This is a genomic window from Halorussus salilacus (assembly GCF_024138125.1).
GTDB classification, from domain to species: Archaea; Halobacteriota; Halobacteria; order Halobacteriales; family Haladaptataceae; genus Halorussus; species Halorussus salilacus.
This window is the reverse complement of record NZ_CP099993.1, coordinates 1370448-1389570: the sequence shown is the minus strand read 5'-3', so window position 1 is coordinate 1389570 and position 19123 is coordinate 1370448. Positions and strand designations below refer to the sequence as shown.

The 19123-nt window shown below is 69.6% G+C and carries 24 protein-coding genes; 13 read left to right on the top strand and 11 right to left on the bottom strand.

The window, feature by feature from the left end:
- Window positions 1-59 precede the first annotated feature (59 nt).
- A complete protein-coding gene (locus NGM10_RS07155) occupies window positions 60-632 on the top strand; it encodes a DUF7529 family protein (protein ID WP_253483408.1) in 573 nt (190 codons plus the stop codon).
- An 81-nt stretch (window positions 633-713) separates the two neighbouring features.
- On the opposite strand, the gene NGM10_RS07150 is transcribed toward NGM10_RS07155, so the two are convergent.
- Window positions 714-1454 (bottom strand): DUF5806 family protein, encoded by a 741-nt coding sequence (locus tag NGM10_RS07150; RefSeq protein ID WP_253483405.1) that lies wholly within the window; start codon window positions 1452-1454, stop codon window positions 714-716.
- 106 nt (window positions 1455-1560) lie between these two features.
- On the opposite strand from NGM10_RS07150, the gene NGM10_RS07145 reads away from it, so the two are divergent.
- The 4 genes from NGM10_RS07145 to NGM10_RS18175 are packed head-to-tail and all read left to right on the top strand — an operon-like array spanning window position 1561 to window position 3093.
- Window positions 1561-1929, top strand: coding sequence for a universal stress protein (locus NGM10_RS07145; RefSeq protein WP_253483403.1), 369 nt, complete (start codon window positions 1561-1563; stop codon window positions 1927-1929).
- Complete coding sequence (locus tag NGM10_RS07140) at window positions 1926-2450, top strand: GNAT family N-acetyltransferase (protein WP_253483401.1); 525 nt, start codon at window positions 1926-1928, stop codon at window positions 2448-2450. Before NGM10_RS07145 ends, NGM10_RS07140 begins: the two co-directional genes overlap by 4 nt.
- A gap of 28 nt (window positions 2451-2478) precedes the next feature.
- The gene (locus tag NGM10_RS07135; protein ID WP_253483399.1) at window positions 2479-2946 is read left to right on the top strand and encodes a hypothetical protein; all 468 of its coding nucleotides are present in this window, start codon (window positions 2479-2481) and stop codon (window positions 2944-2946) included.
- 24 nt (window positions 2947-2970) lie between these two features.
- Entirely contained in the window at window positions 2971-3093 is a 123-nt protein-coding gene (locus NGM10_RS18175) for a hypothetical protein (protein WP_256504380.1), read from the top strand.
- Window positions 3094-3096: 3 nt separating this feature from the next.
- Here NGM10_RS18175 and NGM10_RS07130 read toward each other — a convergent pair whose 3' ends face one another.
- Entirely contained in the window at window positions 3097-3552 is a 456-nt protein-coding gene (locus NGM10_RS07130) for a universal stress protein (RefSeq protein ID WP_253483396.1), read from the bottom strand.
- A gap of 251 nt (window positions 3553-3803) precedes the next feature.
- Here NGM10_RS07130 and NGM10_RS07125 point away from each other — a divergent pair, with 251 nt between their 5' ends.
- Both NGM10_RS07125 and NGM10_RS07120 read left to right on the top strand, forming a co-directional pair.
- Window positions 3804-4253: a universal stress protein gene (locus NGM10_RS07125; RefSeq protein WP_253483393.1), complete on the top strand. Its 450-nt coding sequence runs from the start codon at window positions 3804-3806 to the stop codon at window positions 4251-4253.
- Between the two features lie 75 nt (window positions 4254-4328).
- Entirely contained in the window at window positions 4329-5465 is a 1137-nt protein-coding gene (locus NGM10_RS07120; RefSeq protein ID WP_253483391.1) for a DHH family phosphoesterase, read from the top strand.
- A 5-nt stretch (window positions 5466-5470) separates the two neighbouring features.
- On the opposite strand, the gene NGM10_RS07115 is transcribed toward NGM10_RS07120, so the two are convergent.
- Both NGM10_RS07115 and NGM10_RS07110 read right to left on the bottom strand, forming a co-directional pair.
- Window positions 5471-5614 carry a hypothetical protein gene (locus NGM10_RS07115; RefSeq protein WP_253483388.1) on the bottom strand — a complete coding sequence of 48 codons (144 nt, stop codon included), beginning with the start codon at window positions 5612-5614 and terminating at the stop codon, window positions 5471-5473.
- Window positions 5615-5616: 2 nt separating this feature from the next.
- The gene (locus NGM10_RS07110; protein ID WP_253483385.1) at window positions 5617-6258 is read right to left on the bottom strand and encodes a hypothetical protein; all 642 of its coding nucleotides are present in this window, start codon (window positions 6256-6258) and stop codon (window positions 5617-5619) included.
- Window positions 6259-6342: 84 nt separating this feature from the next.
- Between NGM10_RS07110 and NGM10_RS07105 the strand changes: the two genes are divergently transcribed.
- Complete coding sequence (locus tag NGM10_RS07105; protein ID WP_253483383.1) at window positions 6343-7155, top strand: BtpA/SgcQ family protein; 813 nt, start codon at window positions 6343-6345, stop codon at window positions 7153-7155.
- A 19-nt stretch (window positions 7156-7174) separates the two neighbouring features.
- Here the strand turns inward: NGM10_RS07105 and NGM10_RS07100 are convergent, their stop codons facing one another.
- The 5 genes from NGM10_RS07100 to NGM10_RS07080 form a co-directional block, all read right to left on the bottom strand.
- On the bottom strand, window positions 7175-8155 hold the full coding sequence (locus NGM10_RS07100) for a carbohydrate kinase family protein (protein ID WP_253483380.1): 981 nt from the start codon (window positions 8153-8155) through the stop codon (window positions 7175-7177).
- Window positions 8156-8188: 33 nt separating this feature from the next.
- Window positions 8189-8476 carry a hypothetical protein gene (locus NGM10_RS07095; protein WP_253483377.1) on the bottom strand — a complete coding sequence of 96 codons (288 nt, stop codon included), beginning with the start codon at window positions 8474-8476 and terminating at the stop codon, window positions 8189-8191.
- Window positions 8477-8747: 271 nt separating this feature from the next.
- Entirely contained in the window at window positions 8748-9170 is a 423-nt protein-coding gene (locus tag NGM10_RS07090; protein WP_253483374.1) for a DUF5807 family protein, read from the bottom strand.
- A 286-nt stretch (window positions 9171-9456) separates the two neighbouring features.
- Window positions 9457-9897, bottom strand: a complete 441-nt coding sequence (locus NGM10_RS07085) for a DUF7112 family protein (RefSeq protein ID WP_253483371.1) — start codon at window positions 9895-9897, stop codon at window positions 9457-9459.
- Window positions 9898-9949: 52 nt separating this feature from the next.
- On the bottom strand, window positions 9950-10366 hold the full coding sequence (locus tag NGM10_RS07080; protein WP_253483368.1) for a 30S ribosomal protein S6e: 417 nt from the start codon (window positions 10364-10366) through the stop codon (window positions 9950-9952).
- A gap of 116 nt (window positions 10367-10482) precedes the next feature.
- On the opposite strand from NGM10_RS07080, the gene NGM10_RS07075 reads away from it, so the two are divergent.
- A complete protein-coding gene (locus tag NGM10_RS07075) occupies window positions 10483-11202 on the top strand; it encodes an SOUL family heme-binding protein (RefSeq protein WP_253483366.1) in 720 nt (239 codons plus the stop codon).
- Here the strand turns inward: NGM10_RS07075 and NGM10_RS07070 are convergent.
- Window positions 11188-11844, bottom strand: coding sequence for a nitrous oxide reductase accessory protein NosL (locus NGM10_RS07070; protein ID WP_253483364.1), 657 nt, complete (start codon window positions 11842-11844; stop codon window positions 11188-11190). The two genes, NGM10_RS07075 and NGM10_RS07070, sit on opposite strands and share 15 nt — an antisense overlap.
- A gap of 133 nt (window positions 11845-11977) precedes the next feature.
- Between NGM10_RS07070 and NGM10_RS07065 the strand changes: the two genes are divergently transcribed.
- Genes NGM10_RS07065 through NGM10_RS07055 form a run of 3 tightly spaced genes read left to right on the top strand, consistent with a single transcriptional unit; the run spans window position 11978 to window position 15536 of the window.
- On the top strand, window positions 11978-13921 hold the full coding sequence (locus NGM10_RS07065) for a NosD domain-containing protein (RefSeq protein WP_253483361.1): 1944 nt from the start codon (window positions 11978-11980) through the stop codon (window positions 13919-13921).
- Window positions 13918-14718: an ABC transporter ATP-binding protein gene (locus tag NGM10_RS07060; RefSeq protein WP_253483358.1), complete on the top strand. Its 801-nt coding sequence runs from the start codon at window positions 13918-13920 to the stop codon at window positions 14716-14718. The genes NGM10_RS07065 and NGM10_RS07060 overlap by 4 nt, the downstream gene beginning before the upstream one ends.
- Window positions 14715-15536, top strand: coding sequence for an ABC transporter permease (locus NGM10_RS07055; protein ID WP_253483355.1), 822 nt, complete (start codon window positions 14715-14717; stop codon window positions 15534-15536). Before NGM10_RS07060 ends, NGM10_RS07055 begins: the two co-directional genes overlap by 4 nt.
- A 139-nt stretch (window positions 15537-15675) precedes the next feature.
- Here the strand turns inward: NGM10_RS07055 and NGM10_RS07050 are convergent, their stop codons facing one another.
- Window positions 15676-17148 carry an aldehyde dehydrogenase family protein gene (locus tag NGM10_RS07050; protein WP_253483353.1) on the bottom strand — a complete coding sequence of 491 codons (1473 nt, stop codon included), beginning with the start codon at window positions 17146-17148 and terminating at the stop codon, window positions 15676-15678.
- Between the two features lie 239 nt (window positions 17149-17387).
- Between NGM10_RS07050 and NGM10_RS07045 the strand changes: the two genes are divergently transcribed.
- Window positions 17388-19103: a formate--tetrahydrofolate ligase gene (locus NGM10_RS07045; RefSeq protein WP_253483351.1), complete on the top strand. Its 1716-nt coding sequence runs from the start codon at window positions 17388-17390 to the stop codon at window positions 19101-19103.
- Window positions 19104-19123: the final 20 nt, after the last annotated feature.

Below are 19123 nucleotides of genomic sequence, written 5' to 3'. Positions count from 1 at the left end.
AGTCGTCGCTTCCGGCGCGAGTGCGAAGCTTTTTGCCACGCAAGGACTGCGCGTAAACCATGAGCGAGGACGCCGACGACCCCGACGGAGCGCCCGAGGGGTCGTTCGAGGACGCCGACGACCCCGCGGCCGCCTTCGAACAGTCCACCGAACTGCCCGGCGCGAACCTCCGGGCGATGGAGTTCTGGGACGAGGTCGTCGCCGACATGGAGGCGACCGCGGCCGAGTACGAGGCCGACGGCTGGGAGACGCTCCAGCTCCACCCGGGCGACGTGACGACGCGCACGCCCGACGGGGACGACGACCGGTTCGGCCTCGACGTGCTCGTGCCCGGCGACGAGTTCGAGGCGGTCGAGGACCTGCTCGCTGGCGAGGTCGCGTTCGGCTCCTACGAGGCGTTCACCGCGATGGCCGACGGACTGGTGCTCCTCGTCGTCGCGATGGAGGACGCGACCGAACAGGTCGCGGTCCTCTACCCCGCGTACTACGACGCCGAGGACGCCAGCGAGATGCTGGAGGCCGCCGAGCGCGCCGGAGAGATGCGGACGTACCTCCGGACGCTCAAGAACGACCGCATCGAGTTCACCCACGAGGACCCCGAACCGTTCGCGCCGCCGACCTCCGAGGAGTGAGACAGCCGGAGCGACGCAAAAGACCTGCTCGACCGAGAAGAGCCCGACCGACGAAAAAGGCCAGTTCGACGAGACGGCGTCTCAGTCGTCGGACTCGACCGCCGTCTCGGCGTCCGTGGCTTCCAACTCGGTGCCGCAGTTCGGGCACTCCAGTTCGTCGTGGCGTAGCTGTTCGCTCGCCGACCGGACCTCGCGCATCACGCCCGAGATGCGGTCCTCGGCCTCGAGCTCCTCGTCGACCGAGAGGTCTACGCCCTCGACTTCGAGCAGGAACTTCGCGACCTCGGTCACCTCGTACATCATGTCGTCGAGCTCCTCGGCCGTGAAGAAGCCGGACATCGCGCCGTAGAGGAAGGTCGCCCCGGCCTGCCGGACCTTGTCCTCGAACGACGACCGGGCCTGATTGACCGCCTGCGGGGTGTAGGTGTCGGTCATGAACGGGACGAGTTCGGGGAGGTTCTCGCCGATCTTGGTCATCTCGACGCCCGTCTCGGTCCGGAAGTCGGCACAGAGCCGGGCGATGGCCCACTCGCGGGCGGTGATGTAGGTCCGGTCCCGGAGGAACTCGTTGACCCGGTCGTACTGCGCGCCGTCCATCTTCTGGAACCGCTCGTACTTGCGCACGTCCTCCGGAACCGACTCCTCGTCGGGGCCGGTGTCTCCCTCGTCGGATTCGGTGGCCTCCTCGACCGTCTCGTCGCCGGAGGAATCCGCTTCGGGCGAGTCGGACTCGGCTTCCGAATCGGTGTCGGTGGATTCGGGAGCCTCGCGCTCTGCGTCCTGATGGTCGTTCTCGGGCGGACGCGACGGGTCGTCTGCCATGAATCGGGGTTACGGTTCGGGGTGGAAAAGCGTATCGTCTGGCGGCGATTCCCACGCTTCGGTCGCCCGCACAACTGTTTTCACGGATGGCCCGGTTGGGTGTCGTATGAACGTGCTACTCGGAATCGGCGGGAGCGACGACTCGTTGCACGCCTTAGAGAAGACCGTAGACCGTGCGAAGGCCGCGGGCGACGACCTCACGGTCGCCGTCCTCGAAAATCCCGAGAGCGACCGCGACCCGGACGACGTGGAGGACCGCGTGCGCGAGACCCTCGACGACGCGGGGTTCTCGGCCGAGGTCCGTCGCCTGCCGGGCGACCCCGGCAGCGAACTGGTCGACCTCGCCGAGCGCGAGGGGTTCGACCAGCTCGTGCTCGGCGGCGGCCAGCGGAGTCCGATGGGCAAGATCAAGCTCGGCCACATCGCGGAGTTCGTCCTGTTGAACTCCCCGGTCACCGTGACGCTGGTACGATGAGCCGGAGCGAGCGACGCTACCCCGACGAGCGGGCCGGGCCCCTCCCGGAGCCGCCCGTCTCGTTCGCCGACGGGGAGGGCCGGGAGATAGAGATTCGACCCTACGAGGATGACGACTTCGAGGCGGTCGTGGAGATGTACGTCGACTTCGACTCGGCCGACCGCGCGCAGGGCATCCCCCCGGCGACCGAGTCGCGGGTCCGCGAGTGGTTCGAGGCCCTGCTCGACGGCCTGAACGTGGTCGCGTGGCACGGCGACCGCGCGGTCGGCCACGCCACACTGGTGCCCGGCGGCGACGACGCCTACGAACTCGCCATCTTCGTGCATCAGGACTACCAGCGCGCGGGAATCGGGTCGAAGCTCATCCGCGCGCTTCTGGGCCACGGCCGCGCGAACGGCGTCGAGAAGGTGTGGCTGACCGTCGAGCGGTGGAACCGCGCGGCGGTCGGCCTCTACGAGTCGGTCGGCTTCGAGACGTACGGCACCGAGAGCTTCGAGATAGAGATGTCTCTCAAACTATAAACGGGATGACGAGCCAAACTCGGCCCGGATGTCGGACGACGGACTCGACCGCCACGAGGTGACGTACCGGGAGGCCCGCGCCGTACTGGAAGCCCAACGGGAGACCCTGTCGGCCGTAGACACGAAGGCGGTCCGAACGGTACGAATTACGGTTGTACTCATCGGAGCACTCGTTTCGGTGTGGCGAATCGATTCGCAGTTGTTCGATTCCGTCGCCGTAGCGATTGCTGGACTTGCACTCGTGGTCTCGGTTGCCACCGGACTGTTCACGTACAACGAATCGGACCTCTATCTCGGACCCAACGAGAAGTACATCAAGCAACTCGCAGACGGGGACTTCGACGAAACCGGATGGCGGAACGATTTGCTCTATAGTTTCGGGAACTGGATAGCGGACAACGAACGAGAGATACACGTCTGTAGCCGACTGCTTTTCGCGTCCCAAACCTCGCTACTGTGCGGAATCGCGTTCGTCGGTCTGTCCGTACTTTTATAGTCGATAGCGACTAACAGCCGACAGATGACCGACAAGCCACGGACGCCCGCCGAGAAAGGCGCTCGAATGTATAACAAACCGGCGTGGCTCACGAAGTGGCTCATCCGACGACGCAGATACGAGGACGACGAACAGTCCGACGACTAGCGACTACACCGACAGCACGGGCTGGCTCGCGTACAGTAACACGTACTCGGCGGCCTTCTCCAGCACCTCTCCGGGTTCGCCGCTGAGGGGTTCGCGCGGAATCACGAGGAAGTCGGCGTCGATGTCCTCGGCGGTGTCGAGGATGGCGCTCCCCGGGTGCTGGGTCTTTCGCGTGGTCGAAAAGCCGTAGGCGTTCGAGGTCGAGAGCGCCACGTCCCGGACAGCGGCGATGTCTCGGACCCGGTCCATGAACGCCTCGGTCTCCGAGAGCACCTCGTCCTCGTCGACCGTCCCGGTCTCGATGCCCCGGACGAGTTCCTCGCCGAGGACGTACATCGCGTGGACGCTGGCCCCGTACTTCTCGGCGACTGCGGCTGCGTACTCGACGGCGTCTGCCGACTCGTCGCTCCCGTCGACCGGGACGAGGACGGTGTCGACTGTCAGCGGCGGCTCGGTCATGTGGATACGTGTGCGGTCGCCCGGCAAAAATCCTCGCTTCGCGCGTGCCCGGCTCTGGGTCGTTCGTCGATGCTCGGTCGTTCGTCGATTCTTCGCGACTCGGCCGGGCGCGCGAGGACCCGTGCGGGTCCTCGCGCGCCCGTTCCCCTCCCATTCGTGGCACGCCCGACCCGCCCCGTCGCACGCCACCTCGACTCACCCGCCGACTCGCCCCACCGAAATTTAAGAGGCGTCCGACAGTAGGGGCGGGCATGATAGACACCGTCGTCATCGCCACCGACGGCTCCGAGAGCGTGACTCGGGCCGTCGAAGTCGCCCTCGACCTCGCAGAGCGGTTCGACGCCGCGGTCCACGCGCTGTACGTCGTCGACACCGGCGAAGTGGAGTCCTCGCCCGAGGCGCTCCGCGAGGAACTCCGGGCAGCGCTGGAGAGTCAGTCGAGCGAGGCGCTCGATTCGGTCCGCGACCACGCCGACCGCGAGGTCGTCACCGCGGTCCGAGAGGGCCACCCCGCGCCCGAGATCACCGAGTACGCCCGCGAGCAGGACGCAGACGTGGTCGCTACCGGGACGCGAGGCCGTCACGGCGAGAACCGGTTCCTCATCGGCAGCGTCGCCGAGCGCGTCGTCCGGTCGTGTCCGGTGCCCGTGCTGACGGTGCGCCAACTCGACGGCGAGGCCGACGGTGACGGCGGCGACTGACCCGGCGACTGACCCGGCGGCCGGGGGCGTCGCGCAACCGGGTGATTCTTTCGTGTCGGTCCCGGAACGGACCGTATGAAAGACTGGGTCATCGACGACGACAATCTCTCCATCGAGCGCAAGTCCATCCTCCCGGGCGAGGGATTCTTCGTCCCCGACTCCGTCGAGGAGGCCAAGGAGGAGGCCGAGGCCGAGACGGCGCTGACCGGCGCGGAGGTGGCGGTCGTGGCCGACCCCGACGCCGACGGCCTCGCTTGCACCGCGCTCGTCCGGGAGGTGTACGGAGATGCGGCGCTCATCGACGCCGGACCCCACGACCTCGAAGACGCGCTCGAACGCGTCGCCGACTACAGCGAACCCGGCGCGCGCGTGTTCGTCTGCGACCTCTGTCCCGACACCTACGACGAGGTGGGCGAGGCGCTCGAAGTGCTGGTCGAGCAGGCGGGCGAGGTCCGGTGGTTCGACCACCACCAGTGGACCGACTCCGTCTCGGAGTCGGTCCGAGAGGCGGGCGTCGACCTCGTGGTCGGCGACAGCGACGAGGAGTGCACCGCCGACGTGGCGGTCCGCGCCCTCGACTACGACTTCCCCGACTACCTCGTGGAACTCGCGGCGGTCACCCGCGACCACGACCTCTGGATTCGCGACGACCCCCGGAGCGACGATCTGGCCGACTTCTCCTACTGGGCCGACCCCGAGGAGTACATCGAGGCGGTCGCCGAACACGGCGCCGACCTCTCCCCCGAAATCGAGGAGTTCCTCGCGGAGATGCGCGTCGAGAAGGACGCGCTCATCGAGAAGGCGGTCGCCCGCGCCGACGTCGAGGAGGTCGGCCCGTGGACCGTCGGGGTCACCTACGGCCGGTGCTCCCAGAACGAGGTCGCCGAGGCGCTCCGCCAGCAGGGCACCGACGCCGCGGTCGTGGTCAAGCCGTCCGGGAGCGCCTCCATCCGGGGCACCGATGACTTCGAGCGCGCCCACGAGGTCGCCCGGCAGGTCAACGGCGGCGGCCACCCCAAGGCCGCGGGGTGCAAGCCCCGAATCTACGACGACATGCTCGATTACGCCCACCACTGGACGACCCGGGGTGCGGTGGCGAAACAGGTGATTCTGGAGGCGTTCTGGAATCTGGCGCGCGAGGAGGCGGCGGAGGAGGAAGAAGAATCAGAGGAAGGGGCAGAAGCAGGCGACGAAACGGAAGCCGAGGAGTAGGTCGCTCAGTCGTCCTCGTCTTCGCTCTGCTGGCGGTCGTACCTCGCCGACGTGATGCCGAGCTTGGCGAAGAACTTCCGGGCGAGCGGCGTTCCTTTCTGGATTCGGGCGGGTTCGAGTTCGCGCCCCGTCTTTCGAGATTTGCCCATAGCTATGATAGGTGTTCGTCGCCTTCGTATAAATTCGTTTGGCTCACTCCGAGCGAAATAAGCACCACGATGGCCACGAAACTCCCGAGCGGTGGGATTCCGTAGGCGACGTGCAGGACGATCACGCTTGATGAACTGAGGAGAGAAATCACGCCGAACGAGAGACAGAACTGGACGGTCTCTAAGTACTGGACGTTCTTTGCCACTTCCTCGGCGATTTCGTCCGACCAATTATCGTACTCGTCCAACATATTGACGAACCACTCGTCGCGGCTGTAGTCACCAATCGTTACCTCCGTTCGGTGTTCGGTTCCGATTCCGGTCGGATACTGCGTCGCGGAGTACGTCCCGATACCGTAGCTTATCGAGAGAGCGAGTGCGCTGACACCGATTCCACCGACGAGAATCGGCAACAGAGCCCGCTCCCCGACGGCATTCGGACCCTTCACGCTGATCGCCGACACGACCAATCCCAGCAAGATCACCGCGGTCCTGACGCTGCGCATCGCCTTGTCGTCGATCTCCTCCATCGTCTCGACCTTCTTGTCGTACTCGCGTCGGGACTCCTCGACCGCGTTTTCGAGGGCCTCGGTCGCCGAAACCGTCTCCGGAAGCGCCTCCGATACGTTCGTGCTACGCGACATCCGTCGCCGTTGGTTTCCTCGCCATCGCTTTTGAATCTCCGCACGAACGAACCCCTTAACACCGGTCTCCCCCACCGGGAGAACATGAACCTCGACGCCATCGACGCCGAGAAACCGGTCGTCGGCATGGTCCACCTCCCGCCTCTCCCGGGCGCGCCGAAGTACGACGGCGACTTCGACGCGGTCCACGAGTCGGCCCTGCGGGACGCCCGCCGCCTCGAAGCCGGGGGCGTCGACGCCCTGCTGGTCGAGAACTTCGGCGACGCGCCCTTCTACCCCGACGACGTGCCCAAGCATGTGGTCGCGTCGATGACCCGCGTCGCGACCGAGATTCGCGACGCCGTCTCGCTCCCGCTGGGAATCAACGTCCTCCGCAACGACGCCGCGGCCGCGCTCTCGGTCGCGGCCGCGGTCGGCGCGGCGTTCGTCCGGGTGAACGTCCACGTCGGCGCGCGCGTGACGGACCAGGGAATCGTCGAGGGGGAGGCCCACGAGACGATGCGCCTGCGCGACCGCCTCGACTCGGACGCCGCCGTCCTCGCCGACCTCGACGTGAAACACTCCGCGCCGCTCGCCGAGCGACCCGTCGACGCCGAGGCCGTGGCCGAACCGGTCCAGCGCGGCCTCGCCGAGGGCGTACTCGTCAGCGGCGCGGGCACGGGCCACGAGGTCGCTGGCGACCACCTCGAAGCGGTCGCCAGAGCGCGCGACGAGGCCGGACTCGACGCGCCGGTCCTCGTCGGGAGCGGCACCACCCGCGAGAACGTCGCCGACCTGCTCGCCACCGCCGACGGCGTCGTCGTCGGGACCGCCCTGAAGGAGGGGGGCGAGACCACGAACCCCGTCGACGAGGCGCGGGTCGCGGAACTGGTCGCGGCCGCCGACGACGCGCGCTGACGGGGACCGAGAAGGCGCGCTAATCGAGGAGTTCGTTCGCCTCATCTTCGGTCGGCAGGCCGCCGCGCGCGCCCTCGGCGGTGCAGTTGAGCGCGGCCGCCGCGGCCGCGAACCGACCGGCCTCCACCGAAGAACGACCGCCGAGGAGCCACGCGTGGACGAGCCCCGCGGTGAACGCGTCGCCCGCGCCGGTCGCGTCGGCGACCTCGACCTCGAACGCCGGAACTTCGAGGACCTCCCCGCCGTCGAGCAGGAGCGCGCCGTCGGCCCCGCGGGTGACCGCGGCCCGCCGGACGCCGCGCTCGCGGAGTTCCGCTATCGCCTCGCGCGGTCCGACACCGAGGTACGACCGGGCCGACACCTCGTTGGCGACGAACAGGTCGCAGACGGTCAGGAGGTCGTCGATGGTCTCCCGACGCGCGGCGCGGTCTTGGAGTTCCGAGAGCGGTCCGGAGAGGTCGAACGCGAGGGCGGGACGGTCGTCGGGGTCGTCGGGGTCGTCGGAGCCGTCGCCGGAGTCGCCCCCCGCGAGGTCGGCGAGGTCGGCGACCACGGGGTCGGGCGCGTACGCGCTGGTGAAAATAACGTCTGCCCGCCGGAGGTACTCGCGGTCCGAGTCGGTGAGCCGGAGGTTCGGCACGGCCTCGCCGCCCGCGATTATCATGCGTTCGCCGTCGGGGTCCCGGAGAATCAGCGAGTAGGAGGTCCGCTCGTCGCCCCACTGAACCCTCTCGACGTCGATGCCGCGCTCGCGCAGGTCGGCGAAGACCCGTCGACCCGCCTCGTCGTCGCCGACCCGGGAGACGACGCCCGCCTCGCGCCCGAGGCGGGCGAGTCCGGCCGCGACGTTCGCGGCGACCCCGCCGACCGCGGTCGATTCCTCGCAGACGAACGCCCCGCCGTCGGGTTCCGGGAGGTTCGTCAGCGCGTAGATGCGGTCCACGACCGCGCTCCCGACCGCCGCGACCTCGGGTGGTCTGCCCGCCTCGTCGTCGGTCATCGTCGTGACCGAGGCACCCGGGGACCAAACCCCTTACGAGGGTCTGCGGAACTCGTAGGAGACCTCCCCGCCCTCGACGCGGATTCGGTCGTGAGCGCGGTCGAAGTAGAGCGCCTCGACGCCGCCGTCCTCGAAGTCGTGGAGGGGCATTCCGGCCTCGACGCGGCCGTCGCGCGTGACCGAGAACCGGGCGCTCCCGACAGTGACCGCGATGCCCTCGTCGCTCTCGGTGACGGCCCCGCCCTCCGCAAAGTCCCGGAGGTGGGTCCGGACCGACGCCCAGTCGTCGAGCGGGACGCGCTCGTAGTCGGCCTCGCCCATGGCGGGCGTGGGACGCCCCGCGGCAAAACGGCTTGGGCCGTGGCATCAACCGACGGAATCTAAGGGGACACCGACCACCGTCGGGAGGGACTGAAAGGGGCCGGGCGCTGAATCCCGCCCGGACGAAGTAAGCACCGCGAAAGCCCGGAACGGCGCGGAGCGCCGCATGCCCGGAACGCGGCGCGCAACGAGTCCCGGCGGGTTCAGCGTCCGGGGGCTTTCTAAACCGTCCTCCTGCTTCTGGTCTCTCCAGTAGTCGCAGTCCGAAAAGTCACTCCGCATCGTCGGCGACCCACTTCTCGGCGAAGGAGGTCCCGCATTCACAATGCGCGTAGGCGTGAATCACGCTCCCCTCGGCGTAGAGGCCGCCCACGTCCTCGTTCTGCTCCTCGGCGAACGCGAAGACGAACCGCACCTCGCCGTCGCAGTCGGGGCACTCGCCGCCCGCGAGGCCGCGGTCGATGGTCCCCTCGGTGCCCATCGCCTGCTTGGCGAATCCCATCGCGTCCATCCCGGTCGCCGTGTTGAAGACGCTCCGGCCCTGTTCGCCCTCGACGACGAGGACGGTGCCGTTCTCGACCGCCTCGCCGTGCTTGGCGAGTCCCTCGCCGTCGCCGTCCACGAACGAGTCGGCGAGGTACAGCGCCACGTCCTCGGGGCGCTCGCCCGCGAGGAACTCGTCTCGTTTGGTCATGTGCCGGGGTAGGTGGGATGGCGGGAAAAGGGCCGCGCTCTCGATTCGGGAGGGAGTTGGGTCGGCGAACAGGGAGAGTTCGTCTATGCCCGAACCGTATCGTCCTCGAAAGCCCCCGGGCGCTCGCGGTCGCTCAGCGACATATTCGGCGCTCTCCGCACAACCCGCGCCGAATAGGGGTCGCTGAGGCGACTACATGAACGCGAGCGCCCGGCCCCTTTCAGTCCCACCCGTGGTGAATCCTGCGCAGGGCGTCACCACGAGAACTACTTCACCTGCCGCGAGTTCACTCGTCCAACTGCTTCGCGATGTCGGCCAGTCCCTCGTCGGGCGACTCGGTCGCCTCGTAGAAGACGCGCTCGCCGGGTTCGCGCAGGCCGTACTTGAACCCCTCCTCGACCACGTCGACGAGGACCGACTGGCCGAACTCGACGCCGGTGTCTGCGACCCACGAGCCGAGGCGGTTCTCGCCCTCCCCGGGGTTGCGCGCGAGCCGAGGGGTCTCGTACAGTCCTCGAATCTCGCGGCCGTCGTCGGTCAGGGGCGTCTCGATTCGGGCGCGGTACTCGGTGTCGTCGGCGACCACGCGGACGAGTTCGTCGTCCGGAAAGCGGTCTGCCTCGTCGTCGGGAATCTCGATCTTCGGGCGGTCGAGTCCGCCGCTCTTGACGAGCGTCGCACGGACTGTCGTGAGCGAGGAGTGGTCGCTGGAGATGCGGTCTGCCATGGCGGTCGCTGTGTCGGCGTAGGAACTTGAGAGAGAAAACGGCTGTGGTCGCTTACTCGTCGGCTTCCTCGTCGGCGTCCTCGTCGCCGCCCTCGCCGAGCAGGTCCTCGACGTCGGCGTCGCCGCGCTCTGCGACCTTGACGTTGAGCTGTGCGACCGCGTCGCTGACCTCGCCGCCGCGGACCGTGACGCGCTTTCGCTCGCCGTCGCGGGAGGGCTTGTAGCCCGTGCCGCCGTCGAGCAGGACCTCCTTCAGGTCGGGCCCGGCCACGTCGCCGCGCATCGGGCGACCGGCGAAGTCCGACCCGCCGGTAATCTCGACGGTGTAGCCGTCGAGGCCGACCGCGCCGCCGTCGACCTCCTCGCCGATGGCCTTGCCGAGGAAGCGGTTCGCGTCCTGTCCGTCCACGTCGCGCTGGTAGGTCGTCCCGGAGTCGGGGTCCGCGACGACGACCTGGAAGTCTGCCATACGGAACAGAAGGTGGATTGGGCGTAAAAATACGTCGAAGTGTCGCGGCGGGGCGGGCGGGGCGGCGACCCGAATCGGCGCGTGGACTTTTGGCCGTCGGTCGCGTGTCTCTCCCCATGCGCACCCGAACCAAGGCACTGCTCGCGACCGCTGGCGGCCTGCTGGCGGCGTGGGTCGGCTGGGGGCTCTACGTCGACCGCGCGACCGAACGCGTCTCCTACGAGGTCCGCGGGAGGTTCGACGGCGTCGAGGTCCGGCGCTACCCCCGGACCGTCCTCGCCGAGACGACCGCCGCCGACGACCGCGAGGCCTTCGGCCGCCTCTTCCGGTACATCTCCGGCGAGAACGAGGGCGGCGAGGAGGTGGCGATGACCGCGCCCGTGGCGACCGGCGGGGAGCCGACGACGGAGCCCGGCGGTCCGGTCCGGACCGGGAGCGAGGCGCTCCCCATGACCGCGCCGGTCCGCACGGAATCCGACGAGACCGGCGTCACGATGGCGTTCTACCTCCCGGCCGACTACGCCCCGGAGACCGCGCCGGTGCCGACGAACCCCGCGGTTCGACTCGTGGTCGAGCCACCTCGAACCCTCGCTGTCAGGCGGTTCTCGTGGTACGCCACCGACGACCGGGTCGAGCGACACCGGCGCGCTCTGCTCGATGCGCTCGCAGAGCGCGGGGTCGAACCCCGGGGACGGCCCGTGCTGTTCCAGTACGACGACCCGTGGACGCCGCCGTTCATGCGTCGCAACGAGGTCGGCGTCGGGGTGGACCCGGACGCGCTGGGCGTCGAAACGGACGCTGAGAGCCGGTCTGACCGAGGGTCAGTTGCCGAGTAATCCCTCGCCGATGTCGTCGTAGGCGACCACCTCGCCGCCGTACTCCTCGGCGAACGACTCGGCGTCCCCGGACTCGGAGAACGGGACGAAGTCCGGGCCCATCGCGCCCTCGACCTCGCTCTCGACGACGTACTGGAGGGTCTCGGCCTCGGCGAACGACTCGGGGTCGGTGTGCGAGGAGATGGTGGTCGTTCCGCCCTGAGTCGAGACGTCGTACTCGACCGACGAGTAGTCGGTGACGTAGCCGACGACTGCGTTCCACCCCTCCTGTTCGCGTTCGAGCTTGTACGGGAAGAAACACTGCTTGAGCGCGTCGAAGCGCGCGGGGTTGTCGTGGCCCTCCGGCGACCGGTCTTCGAAGAAGAGCTGGCCGTTCGGGCCGGGGTGTTGCTCGATGACCATCCCGCAGTTGTCGCAGTCGAGTCCGTCCGCGAGCGAGACGGCCTCGGGCGTCTCCTCGCTTCCGCCGGTCAGGTCGCCGATGCAACCGGCCAGCGACGCCGTCGTCGCCAGTCCGACCGCACCGAGTACGGCGCGGCGGTTCGTGCGGGCCGGTCCGAGCGACTCCTCGGTCGGGTCGGCGGCTCGCCGGTCGTGTCTGCGGCGACGACGAACGTCCTCGTCGGGGTCCTCGAAGCACATCACTCGACCCTAGGGGTTCGAGAGGCATACGAATATCGCGCGTTCTCGAACCCCGAGAATCGGGGCGAAGTCGTAAAAGGACGCCGTCCGTAGCGACACCGACGAAACGCTCGCCACCACCGAGACCGACCAGATGAACCCGAGACCCGTCCTCGCCGCCCTGTTCGCCTTCCTGCTGGTGAGTAGCGCCGCGTTCGTGGTGGACGCGGGCGAGCGCCGCCCCGACCCGGTTCCGTTCGACGACACCGTCACCATGGGGCTGACGGCGGCCGCGACGGTCGAAGCCGACGACCGCGACGTCGAGATACCCCGGGCGGAGGTGTTCTACACGCAGTACCGCTACGTCGTCGGCTACTACGGCGTCACCGCGCTGGTGGACGAACTCGGTCGCGACGGTCACGACCGCCAGTTCGGCCCGCCGCTCGCGACGTACGTCAGCGACTACGCCCGCGCCGACCTGCGACTCACCGACGAGGGGTACCTCCGCGTGCCCGACGACCCCGGTTCGTTCGTCTCGTGGGTGCCCGCCGAGGAGGCCCACTTCGTGGTCGACAGCCGCGCCCGGACGCCTGCGGGCGAGACCGTCGTGCCTTTCTCCTCGCGGGACGCCGCCGATGACTTCGCCGCCGAGCACGGCGGCGAAGTCGTCGGCTGGGACGGGGTCCGTGCGCGCTCGTTCGACACCAGCGCGTCGACCCGCGAGTCGTTCCGGACCGAGGTCGACCGGCAACACGACTGGGCCGACGGTCGGGTCGCCGACGCAGACCGCCTGGCCGACCGGCCGGTCTCTGTCGTGGTCGGCGAGGATGCAGACACGGTCGAGGAAGCCGTGGCGGCCGCGCCCCCGAACACGACGGTGGTGGTCCCGCCGGGGACCTACGACGCGAACCTCACGGTCGACAAGCCCCTGACGCTCCGCGGGGCCGGGTCGGCGACCCACCTCCGGGGCGACGCGAACGGGAGCGTCGTGTCGGCGACCGCGCCCCGGGTCGCGATAACCGACCTCCGAATCTCGGGGGTCGGCGACACGCTGGTGGACGAGAACGTCTCGACCGACCGCGGCGACGACTGGGACTACCGCGTCCAGCTCGGGTACGGCTACGGGGACGCCGGGGTCGAACTCGCGGGTGCCAACGGCTCGCTGGTGCGCAACGTCTCCGTCGAGACGCCCGCGAACGGCGTCGTCGCCCGGTGGAGCCAGCGCGCGGTCGTCGACAACGTGAGCGTCGAGGGCAGTGACGAGTGGCAGGAGGGCTTCATGGGCGTGATGGTGATGCGCTCGCGGGTCGTCGTCCAGAACTCGACGTTCGTCGACGGTCGGGACGGCGTCTACACCCACCTCGCCGACGGCCTCGTCGTCCGGGACAACGAGATGCTCGGGCGCGACGGCTTGCGGTTCGGCGTCCACGAGATGTACACCTCCGACGCGCTCGTGGCGAACAACACCGTCCGGGGAGCCGACACGGGCGTCGTGGTGATGACCCGGCCGACCGGGAACCTCATCGTCGGAAACGACGCCCGGGACAACGGCGTCGGCGTCAACGTCGGCGGCGAGGCGTCGTACGTCGCCGACAACGTGGTCGCCGACAACCGATACGGGCTCAAAGCGCCGTCGAAGGTCTCCCTCTACGAGCGGAACGTCGTCGCCCGCAACGAGATCGGGGTCCGCGCGGCGTCGATCATCCCGACCAACCGCGTCGTCTCGAACGACTTCGTCGACAACGACGAGGACGTCTCGGCGTACCTCGGGCCGCTCCGGGTCTGGACCGCCGAGGGCCGGGGCAACTACTGGGACGACGCGCCCGGCGTCGACGCCGACGGGGACGGGACGATAGACCGGTCGTTCCACCCGTCCGGACCGGTCGACGGCCGGGTGGGCGACGTCCCGGGCGCGAGCACGCTCGCCCAGTCGCCCGCACAGGCGGCGATCCGGACGCTTCAGGGGCTCGTCCCCGGGCTCCGACCGACCGGCGTGGTCGACGAGGCACCGCTCGCCGAGCCCGTCCGCCCGGACGCGCTCGCCGAAACGAACCGGACCGACGAACCCGCGAACGCCACACCCAGCGAGAGACCATGACCGACACCAGCCAGCACGGACGCGAACGACCGAGCGCCGAGTCGTCCGCGACTCGCGCGCTCGAAGTCGAGGGACTGACCCACTCGTTCGGGGCCGTCGACGTGTTGTCGGACGCGTCGTTCGGCGTCGAGGAGGGAACCGTCGCGGCGCTCGTGGGGCCGAACGGTTCGGGAAAGACGACGTTGCTCCGGGCGATACTCGGGCTACTCGACCCGGACGCCGGGAGCGTGAGGCTCCCGCCACCGGCCCCGAGCGGGCGTCGAATCGGCTACCTCCCCCAGTCGCCGTCGTTCAGGCCCGCGTTCACGGTCGCGGAGACCCTCGGGTTCTACGCCGACCTGCTCGACGGCGAGGCCGACGTGGACGCGACGCTCGACCGCGTGGGGCTGTCGGCGGTCCGGGACCGCCGGGTGGACGCGCTCTCGGGCGGGATGACCCGACTGCTCGGCGTCGGGCAGGCCATCCTCGGTGACCCGCCGCTGGTCGTCCTCGACGAGCCGACCGGCGACCTCGACCCGCGGATGACCGAGTACATCTTCGAGGTGGCCGCCGACCTCGCCGACGACGGGACGACCGTGCTGTTGGCCACGCACAACCTCACGGGCGCGGCCGAGGCCGACGCCGTCGCCGTCCTCGACCGCGGGCGCATCGTCGGGTCGGGGCCGCCCGCGGAGCTCGCGGCGTCGGTCGACGCGGCGTCGCTCCGGGAGGCGTTTCTGGCGCTCACGGCGCGGGAAGACGGCGAGGACGGCGACCCCTCCATCCGCGTCCGGACGCGAGGAGGTGAGGAGTCGTGAGTCGCCCGGCGTTCGACCGACTCCTCGCGGTCGTCGGCCGCGAACTCACCACCGTCGCCCGGACGCGGGCGTTCCTCGCGCTGACCGCGGGGTTCGCGGCGGTCGTCGGAGCGCTCGCGTGGACCGCGAGCGCGGGCGGGTACGTCCCGCTCGTGCTCGACCTGCTCGCGCCCGTCGAGGTGCTGGTCCCGGCGCTCGCGCTGGCGTTCGGCTACCGCGCCGTCCTCGGCGACGACCGACGGGGCGAACTCGACGTCGTCCGGACCTATCCGGTCTCGCGGGCGACGTTCGTCCTCGGCACCTACCTCGGTCGCGCGTCGGCGTTGCTGGTCGCGGTCCTCGTCCCGCTGCTCGCGGTGGCGGCGGTCGTTCCGCTCTCGGGCGGCACCGAGAGCAGTTTTCTCGCGACCCACGCGGGCATGGACTCGCCGATACGCTACGTCCGGTTCGTCGTCCTCACCGCGGCGTTCGCGCTGGTCGTCGCGGCGGTGGCCATCGCCATCTCGGCGACGGCCGGGACCGCCCGCGCGGGGCTCGCGCTCGCCACGGCGTTCGGCCTGGCGCTCGTCCTCGGCTTCGACGCCGGACTCGTCGCCGGGCTCGCGGGCGGCGTCGTCCCCGACGCCGCCCTCCCGTCGTTGCTCGCGCTGAGCCCCAACAGCGCGTTCCGCGGTCTCGTACTGGAGACCGTCGTCGGCGGGGTCGAGACGGGGGTTCCGGCCGCCTCGCCCGTCGCCAGCGTCGTCGGCCTCGGCGCGTGGCTGGTCGCCGCGCTCGCGGTCGCCGTGTTCGCGGTGTGGCCCGAGACCGAGCGGTGAGACTGTCGGTTGGTCGTCCGTCGAAGTCTCCCCGAGCGCCCCCACTACCGAGAACTCGATGCTCGCGCGGCGAAATCGCGCTCCGCGATTTCGCCGCGCGAGCATCCCCTTCGGTCCGGATTTCCGAGGGGCGGGTGGCTCAGAACGGGTACTCGCGCGTCTCCTCTTGGACCGACACCCACTTGGTGGTCGTCACTTCCTCGAAGATTTCGCGGCCGTCGTACCGGCCGATTCCCGAATCCTTCAGGCCGCCGAACGGGACGTGGGGTTCCTCGTTGATGGGCTGGTCGTTGACGTGGACCATCCCGGCCTCGATGCGGTCGGCGATGTCCCGCGCGCGGTCGAGGTCGCCCGAGTGGACCGCCGCCGCGAGTCCGTACTCGGTGTCGTTGGCGAGTTCGACCGCCTCCTCCTCGTCCGAGAACGGGATGACGGGCGCGATGGGGCCGAAGTGCTCGTTGCACGCGGCGGCCATGTCGTTGGTCGCGTCCGAGAGGACGGTCGGCTCGACGTAGAGGTCCTCGTGGCCGCCGCCGGTTTCGAGGGTCGCCCCGGCCTCGACCGTCTCCTCGACGTACGCCAGCATCTGGTCGCGCTGGGACTCGTCGATGACGGGCCCGACCACGTTCTCGCGGTCGCGGGGGTCGCCGACGGGCAACGCCTCGGCGCGCTCGGCGAGGCGCTCGACGTACTCGTCGTACAGCGACTCGTGGACGAGGTGGCGGTTGATGGAGATGCAGATCTGGCCCTGATGGAGGAACGACCCGAACACCGCTGAATCGACGGCGGCGTCGAGGTCTGCGTCCTCGGTCACGACGAAGGGGTTGTTGCCGCCGAGTTCCATCGCCGGGAGCGCGAGGTTCTCGGCCGCCTTCGACGCGACGCGCTTTCCGACCTCGGTCGACCCGGTGAACGCCATCACGTCGGCGTCGGGGTGGCCCGCGATGGCGTCGCCGATGTCCGACCCCCTGCCGGTGACGACGTTGAGCACGCCGTCGGGCAGGCCAGCCTCCTCGAAGATTCGCGCGAGCAGGAGGCCGCCGGTCACGGGCGTCGGCGACGCGGGCTTGAGGACGACCGCGTTGCCAGCCGCGAGCGCGGGCGCGACCGCCCGCATCGAGAGATTGAACGGGAAGTTCCACGGCGAGATGACGGTCACGACGCCCTTCGGAATCCGCTGGACCTCGTTGGTCTTGCCCGGAATCATCGAGTCGCTGGTCTCGGTGGTCAGGTCGTCGGCGAACCCGACGGCGTGGTCGACCATTCCGCGGGCGGTCTGCCACTCGGCGAACGCCTTCGTGTTCGCGCTTCCGGACTCGACCGCGAGCGCTTCGAGGATGTCGTCGCGGTGGTCGTCGAGCAGTTCGCCCGCGCGCTCGATGACCTCTGCGCGCTCGTCGGCCGGGCGGTCGGCCCACGCCGACTGGGCCGCGACCGCGGCGTCGTAGGCGCGGTCCACGTCGTCCTCGGTTCCGGCCGGGACGGTCGTCACCCGCTCGCGGGTCGCGGGGTTCTCGACCCCGAGTTCGTCGCGGTCGCCGGGTTCGACCCACTCGCCGTCGATGTAGAGCGCGTTCCAGTCGTCGCTGATGGTGAACGAGGATTCGGACATGACGTTCGTTGTTTCGTGTCGGAACCGGATAAATGGGCCTAATCGTGAGTCGACGTCGCGGGGCTTCAGACGCGAGCCGAGTGCGCCCGCGTTGCTCGCGCCGTCCCGGACTCGCTGGCCCGCCACATTCGGCCCGTCTGCTCGGCCATCGCGTTCGGCTCGTCCCATCCGAGCCGATTCTCGGCCCGCGAGAACGGCCACGAGCGTTCATTAGCCCGGGGGTCAAACTCCCGGACGTTATGAGCCCAGCAGGCGAGTCCGGGGCGTCGATACCCGACGACCGGGAGATAGCGGCGTCGGTCGACCTCCGACCCATCGAGGAGGTCGTCGAACCGTACGGCCTCTCGGGGGACGACCTCGAACCGTACGGCGAACACAAGGCAAAGCTCACGACGGACGCGGTCGAGCGACTCCGCGGGTCGCGCTCGGACGACGCCGACCTCGTGGTGGTCACCGGGATGACGCCGACGCCGATGGGCGAGGGCAAGACGGTCGTCTCGGTCGGACTCGGGCAGGCGTTCGACCGAACCGGCCGGACGGCGATGGTCGCCATCCGCGAACCGTCGCTCGGCCCCGTCTTCGGCATCAAGGGCGGCGCGGCGGGCGGGGGCTACTCGCAGGTCCTGCCGATGGAGGACATCAACCTCCACTTCACCGGCGACATCCACGCGCTGACGGCGGCCCACAATCTGATCGCCGCGATGCTCGACAACCACCTCGCGAGCGGCAACGACCTCGACGTGGACGTCAACGCCGTCGAGTGGACGCGCGCCATCGACATGAACGACCGCGCGCTCCGGGAGACCGTGGTCGGTCTGGGCGGCGCGGGCGGCGTTCCGCGGGAGGACGGGTTCGTGCTGACCGCGGCCTCGGAACTGATGGCGGTCCTCTCGCTCGCCGACGACCTCGCCGACCTCCGAGAGCGGGTCGGCCGAATCGTCGTGGCCTCCGACGTGGACGGCGACCCCGTCACCGTCGACGACCTCGAAGCGACCGGCGCGGTGGCCGTCCTGCTCCGGGACGCCCTGCGGCCCAACGTCGTCCAGACCATCGAGGGGACGCCCGCGCTCGTCCACGGCGGCCCGTTCGCCAACATCGCCCACGGCACCAACTCGCTCATCGCCGACGAGGTGGCGCTCGGCGCGGCCGACTGGGTCGTCACCGAGGCGGGGTTCGGGTCGGACCTCGGCGCGGAGAAGTTCATGAACGTGGTGTGTCGGTTCGCCGACTTCGAGCCCTCCGCGACGGTCCTCGTCGCCTCGGTCCGGGCGCTCAAGTACCACGGCAAGGAGATGTGGCCCGCCGACATGGACGCGCTCGAAGCGCCCGACGTGTCGGCCGTGCGGGCCGGGTTCGAGAACCTCGACAGGCACGTCCGGAACCTCCGGCAGTTCGGCGTCCCGGTCGTGGTCGCGGTCAACCGCTTCCCCCAGGACACCGACGAGGAGGTCCGGGCCGTCCTCGACCACTGCGACGACATCGGCGTCCGGGCGGCCGAGACGACGGTCCACGCCGAGGGCGGCGCGGGCGGCGTCGACCTCGTCGAGAACGTCGCGGAGGCCGTCGAGACCGACGAGCGCGACTTCCGGTTCCTCTACGACGTGACCGACCCCCTCGCCGAGAAGGTCGAGACCATCGCCACCGAAATCTACGGTGCCGACGGCGTGAACTTCACCGACGGCGCGCGCGAGGACATCGAGCGACTGGAGGAACTGGGCATGGACGAGATGCCGGTCGTCATGTCCAAGACGTTCCACTCGCTCAGCGACGACCCGAGCCTGAAGGGCGCTCCGGAGGGCTGGACGCTCGACGTGCGCGAACTCTACCCCTCGGCGGGTGCCGGGTTCGTCGTCGCGCTGACCGGCGACGTGCTGACCCTGCCCGGCCTGCCCGAGCGCCCCGCCGCGGCCGACATGGACGTCGACGCCGACGGGAACGTCTCGGGGCTGTTCTGAGCCGCGAACGGGGCCGAGGG

Coding starts and splice junctions, on each gene's coding strand:
- NGM10_RS07155 (WP_253483408.1), top strand. CDS start 60: ATGAGCGAGGACGCCGACGACCCCGACGGAGCGCCCGAGGGGTCGTTC.
- NGM10_RS07150 (WP_253483405.1), bottom strand. CDS start 1,454: ATGGCAGACGACCCGTCGCGTCCGCCCGAGAACGACCATCAGGACGCA.
- NGM10_RS07145 (WP_253483403.1), top strand. CDS start 1,561: ATGAACGTGCTACTCGGAATCGGCGGGAGCGACGACTCGTTGCACGCC.
- NGM10_RS07140 (WP_253483401.1), top strand. CDS start 1,926: ATGAGCCGGAGCGAGCGACGCTACCCCGACGAGCGGGCCGGGCCCCTC.
- NGM10_RS07135 (WP_253483399.1), top strand. CDS start 2,479: ATGTCGGACGACGGACTCGACCGCCACGAGGTGACGTACCGGGAGGCC.
- NGM10_RS18175 (WP_256504380.1), top strand. CDS start 2,971: ATGACCGACAAGCCACGGACGCCCGCCGAGAAAGGCGCTCGAATGTAT.
- NGM10_RS07130 (WP_253483396.1), bottom strand. CDS start 3,552: ATGACCGAGCCGCCGCTGACAGTCGACACCGTCCTCGTCCCGGTCGAC.
- NGM10_RS07125 (WP_253483393.1), top strand. CDS start 3,804: ATGATAGACACCGTCGTCATCGCCACCGACGGCTCCGAGAGCGTGACT.
- NGM10_RS07120 (WP_253483391.1), top strand. CDS start 4,329: ATGAAAGACTGGGTCATCGACGACGACAATCTCTCCATCGAGCGCAAG.
- NGM10_RS07115 (WP_253483388.1), bottom strand. CDS start 5,614: ATGGGCAAATCTCGAAAGACGGGGCGCGAACTCGAACCCGCCCGAATC.
- NGM10_RS07110 (WP_253483385.1), bottom strand. CDS start 6,258: ATGTCGCGTAGCACGAACGTATCGGAGGCGCTTCCGGAGACGGTTTCG.
- NGM10_RS07105 (WP_253483383.1), top strand. CDS start 6,343: ATGAACCTCGACGCCATCGACGCCGAGAAACCGGTCGTCGGCATGGTC.
- NGM10_RS07100 (WP_253483380.1), bottom strand. CDS start 8,155: ATGACCGACGACGAGGCGGGCAGACCACCCGAGGTCGCGGCGGTCGGG.
- NGM10_RS07095 (WP_253483377.1), bottom strand. CDS start 8,476: ATGGGCGAGGCCGACTACGAGCGCGTCCCGCTCGACGACTGGGCGTCG.
- NGM10_RS07090 (WP_253483374.1), bottom strand. CDS start 9,170: ATGACCAAACGAGACGAGTTCCTCGCGGGCGAGCGCCCCGAGGACGTG.
- NGM10_RS07085 (WP_253483371.1), bottom strand. CDS start 9,897: ATGGCAGACCGCATCTCCAGCGACCACTCCTCGCTCACGACAGTCCGT.
- NGM10_RS07080 (WP_253483368.1), bottom strand. CDS start 10,366: ATGGCAGACTTCCAGGTCGTCGTCGCGGACCCCGACTCCGGGACGACC.
- NGM10_RS07075 (WP_253483366.1), top strand. CDS start 10,483: ATGCGCACCCGAACCAAGGCACTGCTCGCGACCGCTGGCGGCCTGCTG.
- NGM10_RS07070 (WP_253483364.1), bottom strand. CDS start 11,844: ATGTGCTTCGAGGACCCCGACGAGGACGTTCGTCGTCGCCGCAGACAC.
- NGM10_RS07065 (WP_253483361.1), top strand. CDS start 11,978: ATGAACCCGAGACCCGTCCTCGCCGCCCTGTTCGCCTTCCTGCTGGTG.
- NGM10_RS07060 (WP_253483358.1), top strand. CDS start 13,918: ATGACCGACACCAGCCAGCACGGACGCGAACGACCGAGCGCCGAGTCG.
- NGM10_RS07050 (WP_253483353.1), bottom strand. CDS start 17,148: ATGTCCGAATCCTCGTTCACCATCAGCGACGACTGGAACGCGCTCTAC.
- NGM10_RS07045 (WP_253483351.1), top strand. CDS start 17,388: ATGAGCCCAGCAGGCGAGTCCGGGGCGTCGATACCCGACGACCGGGAG.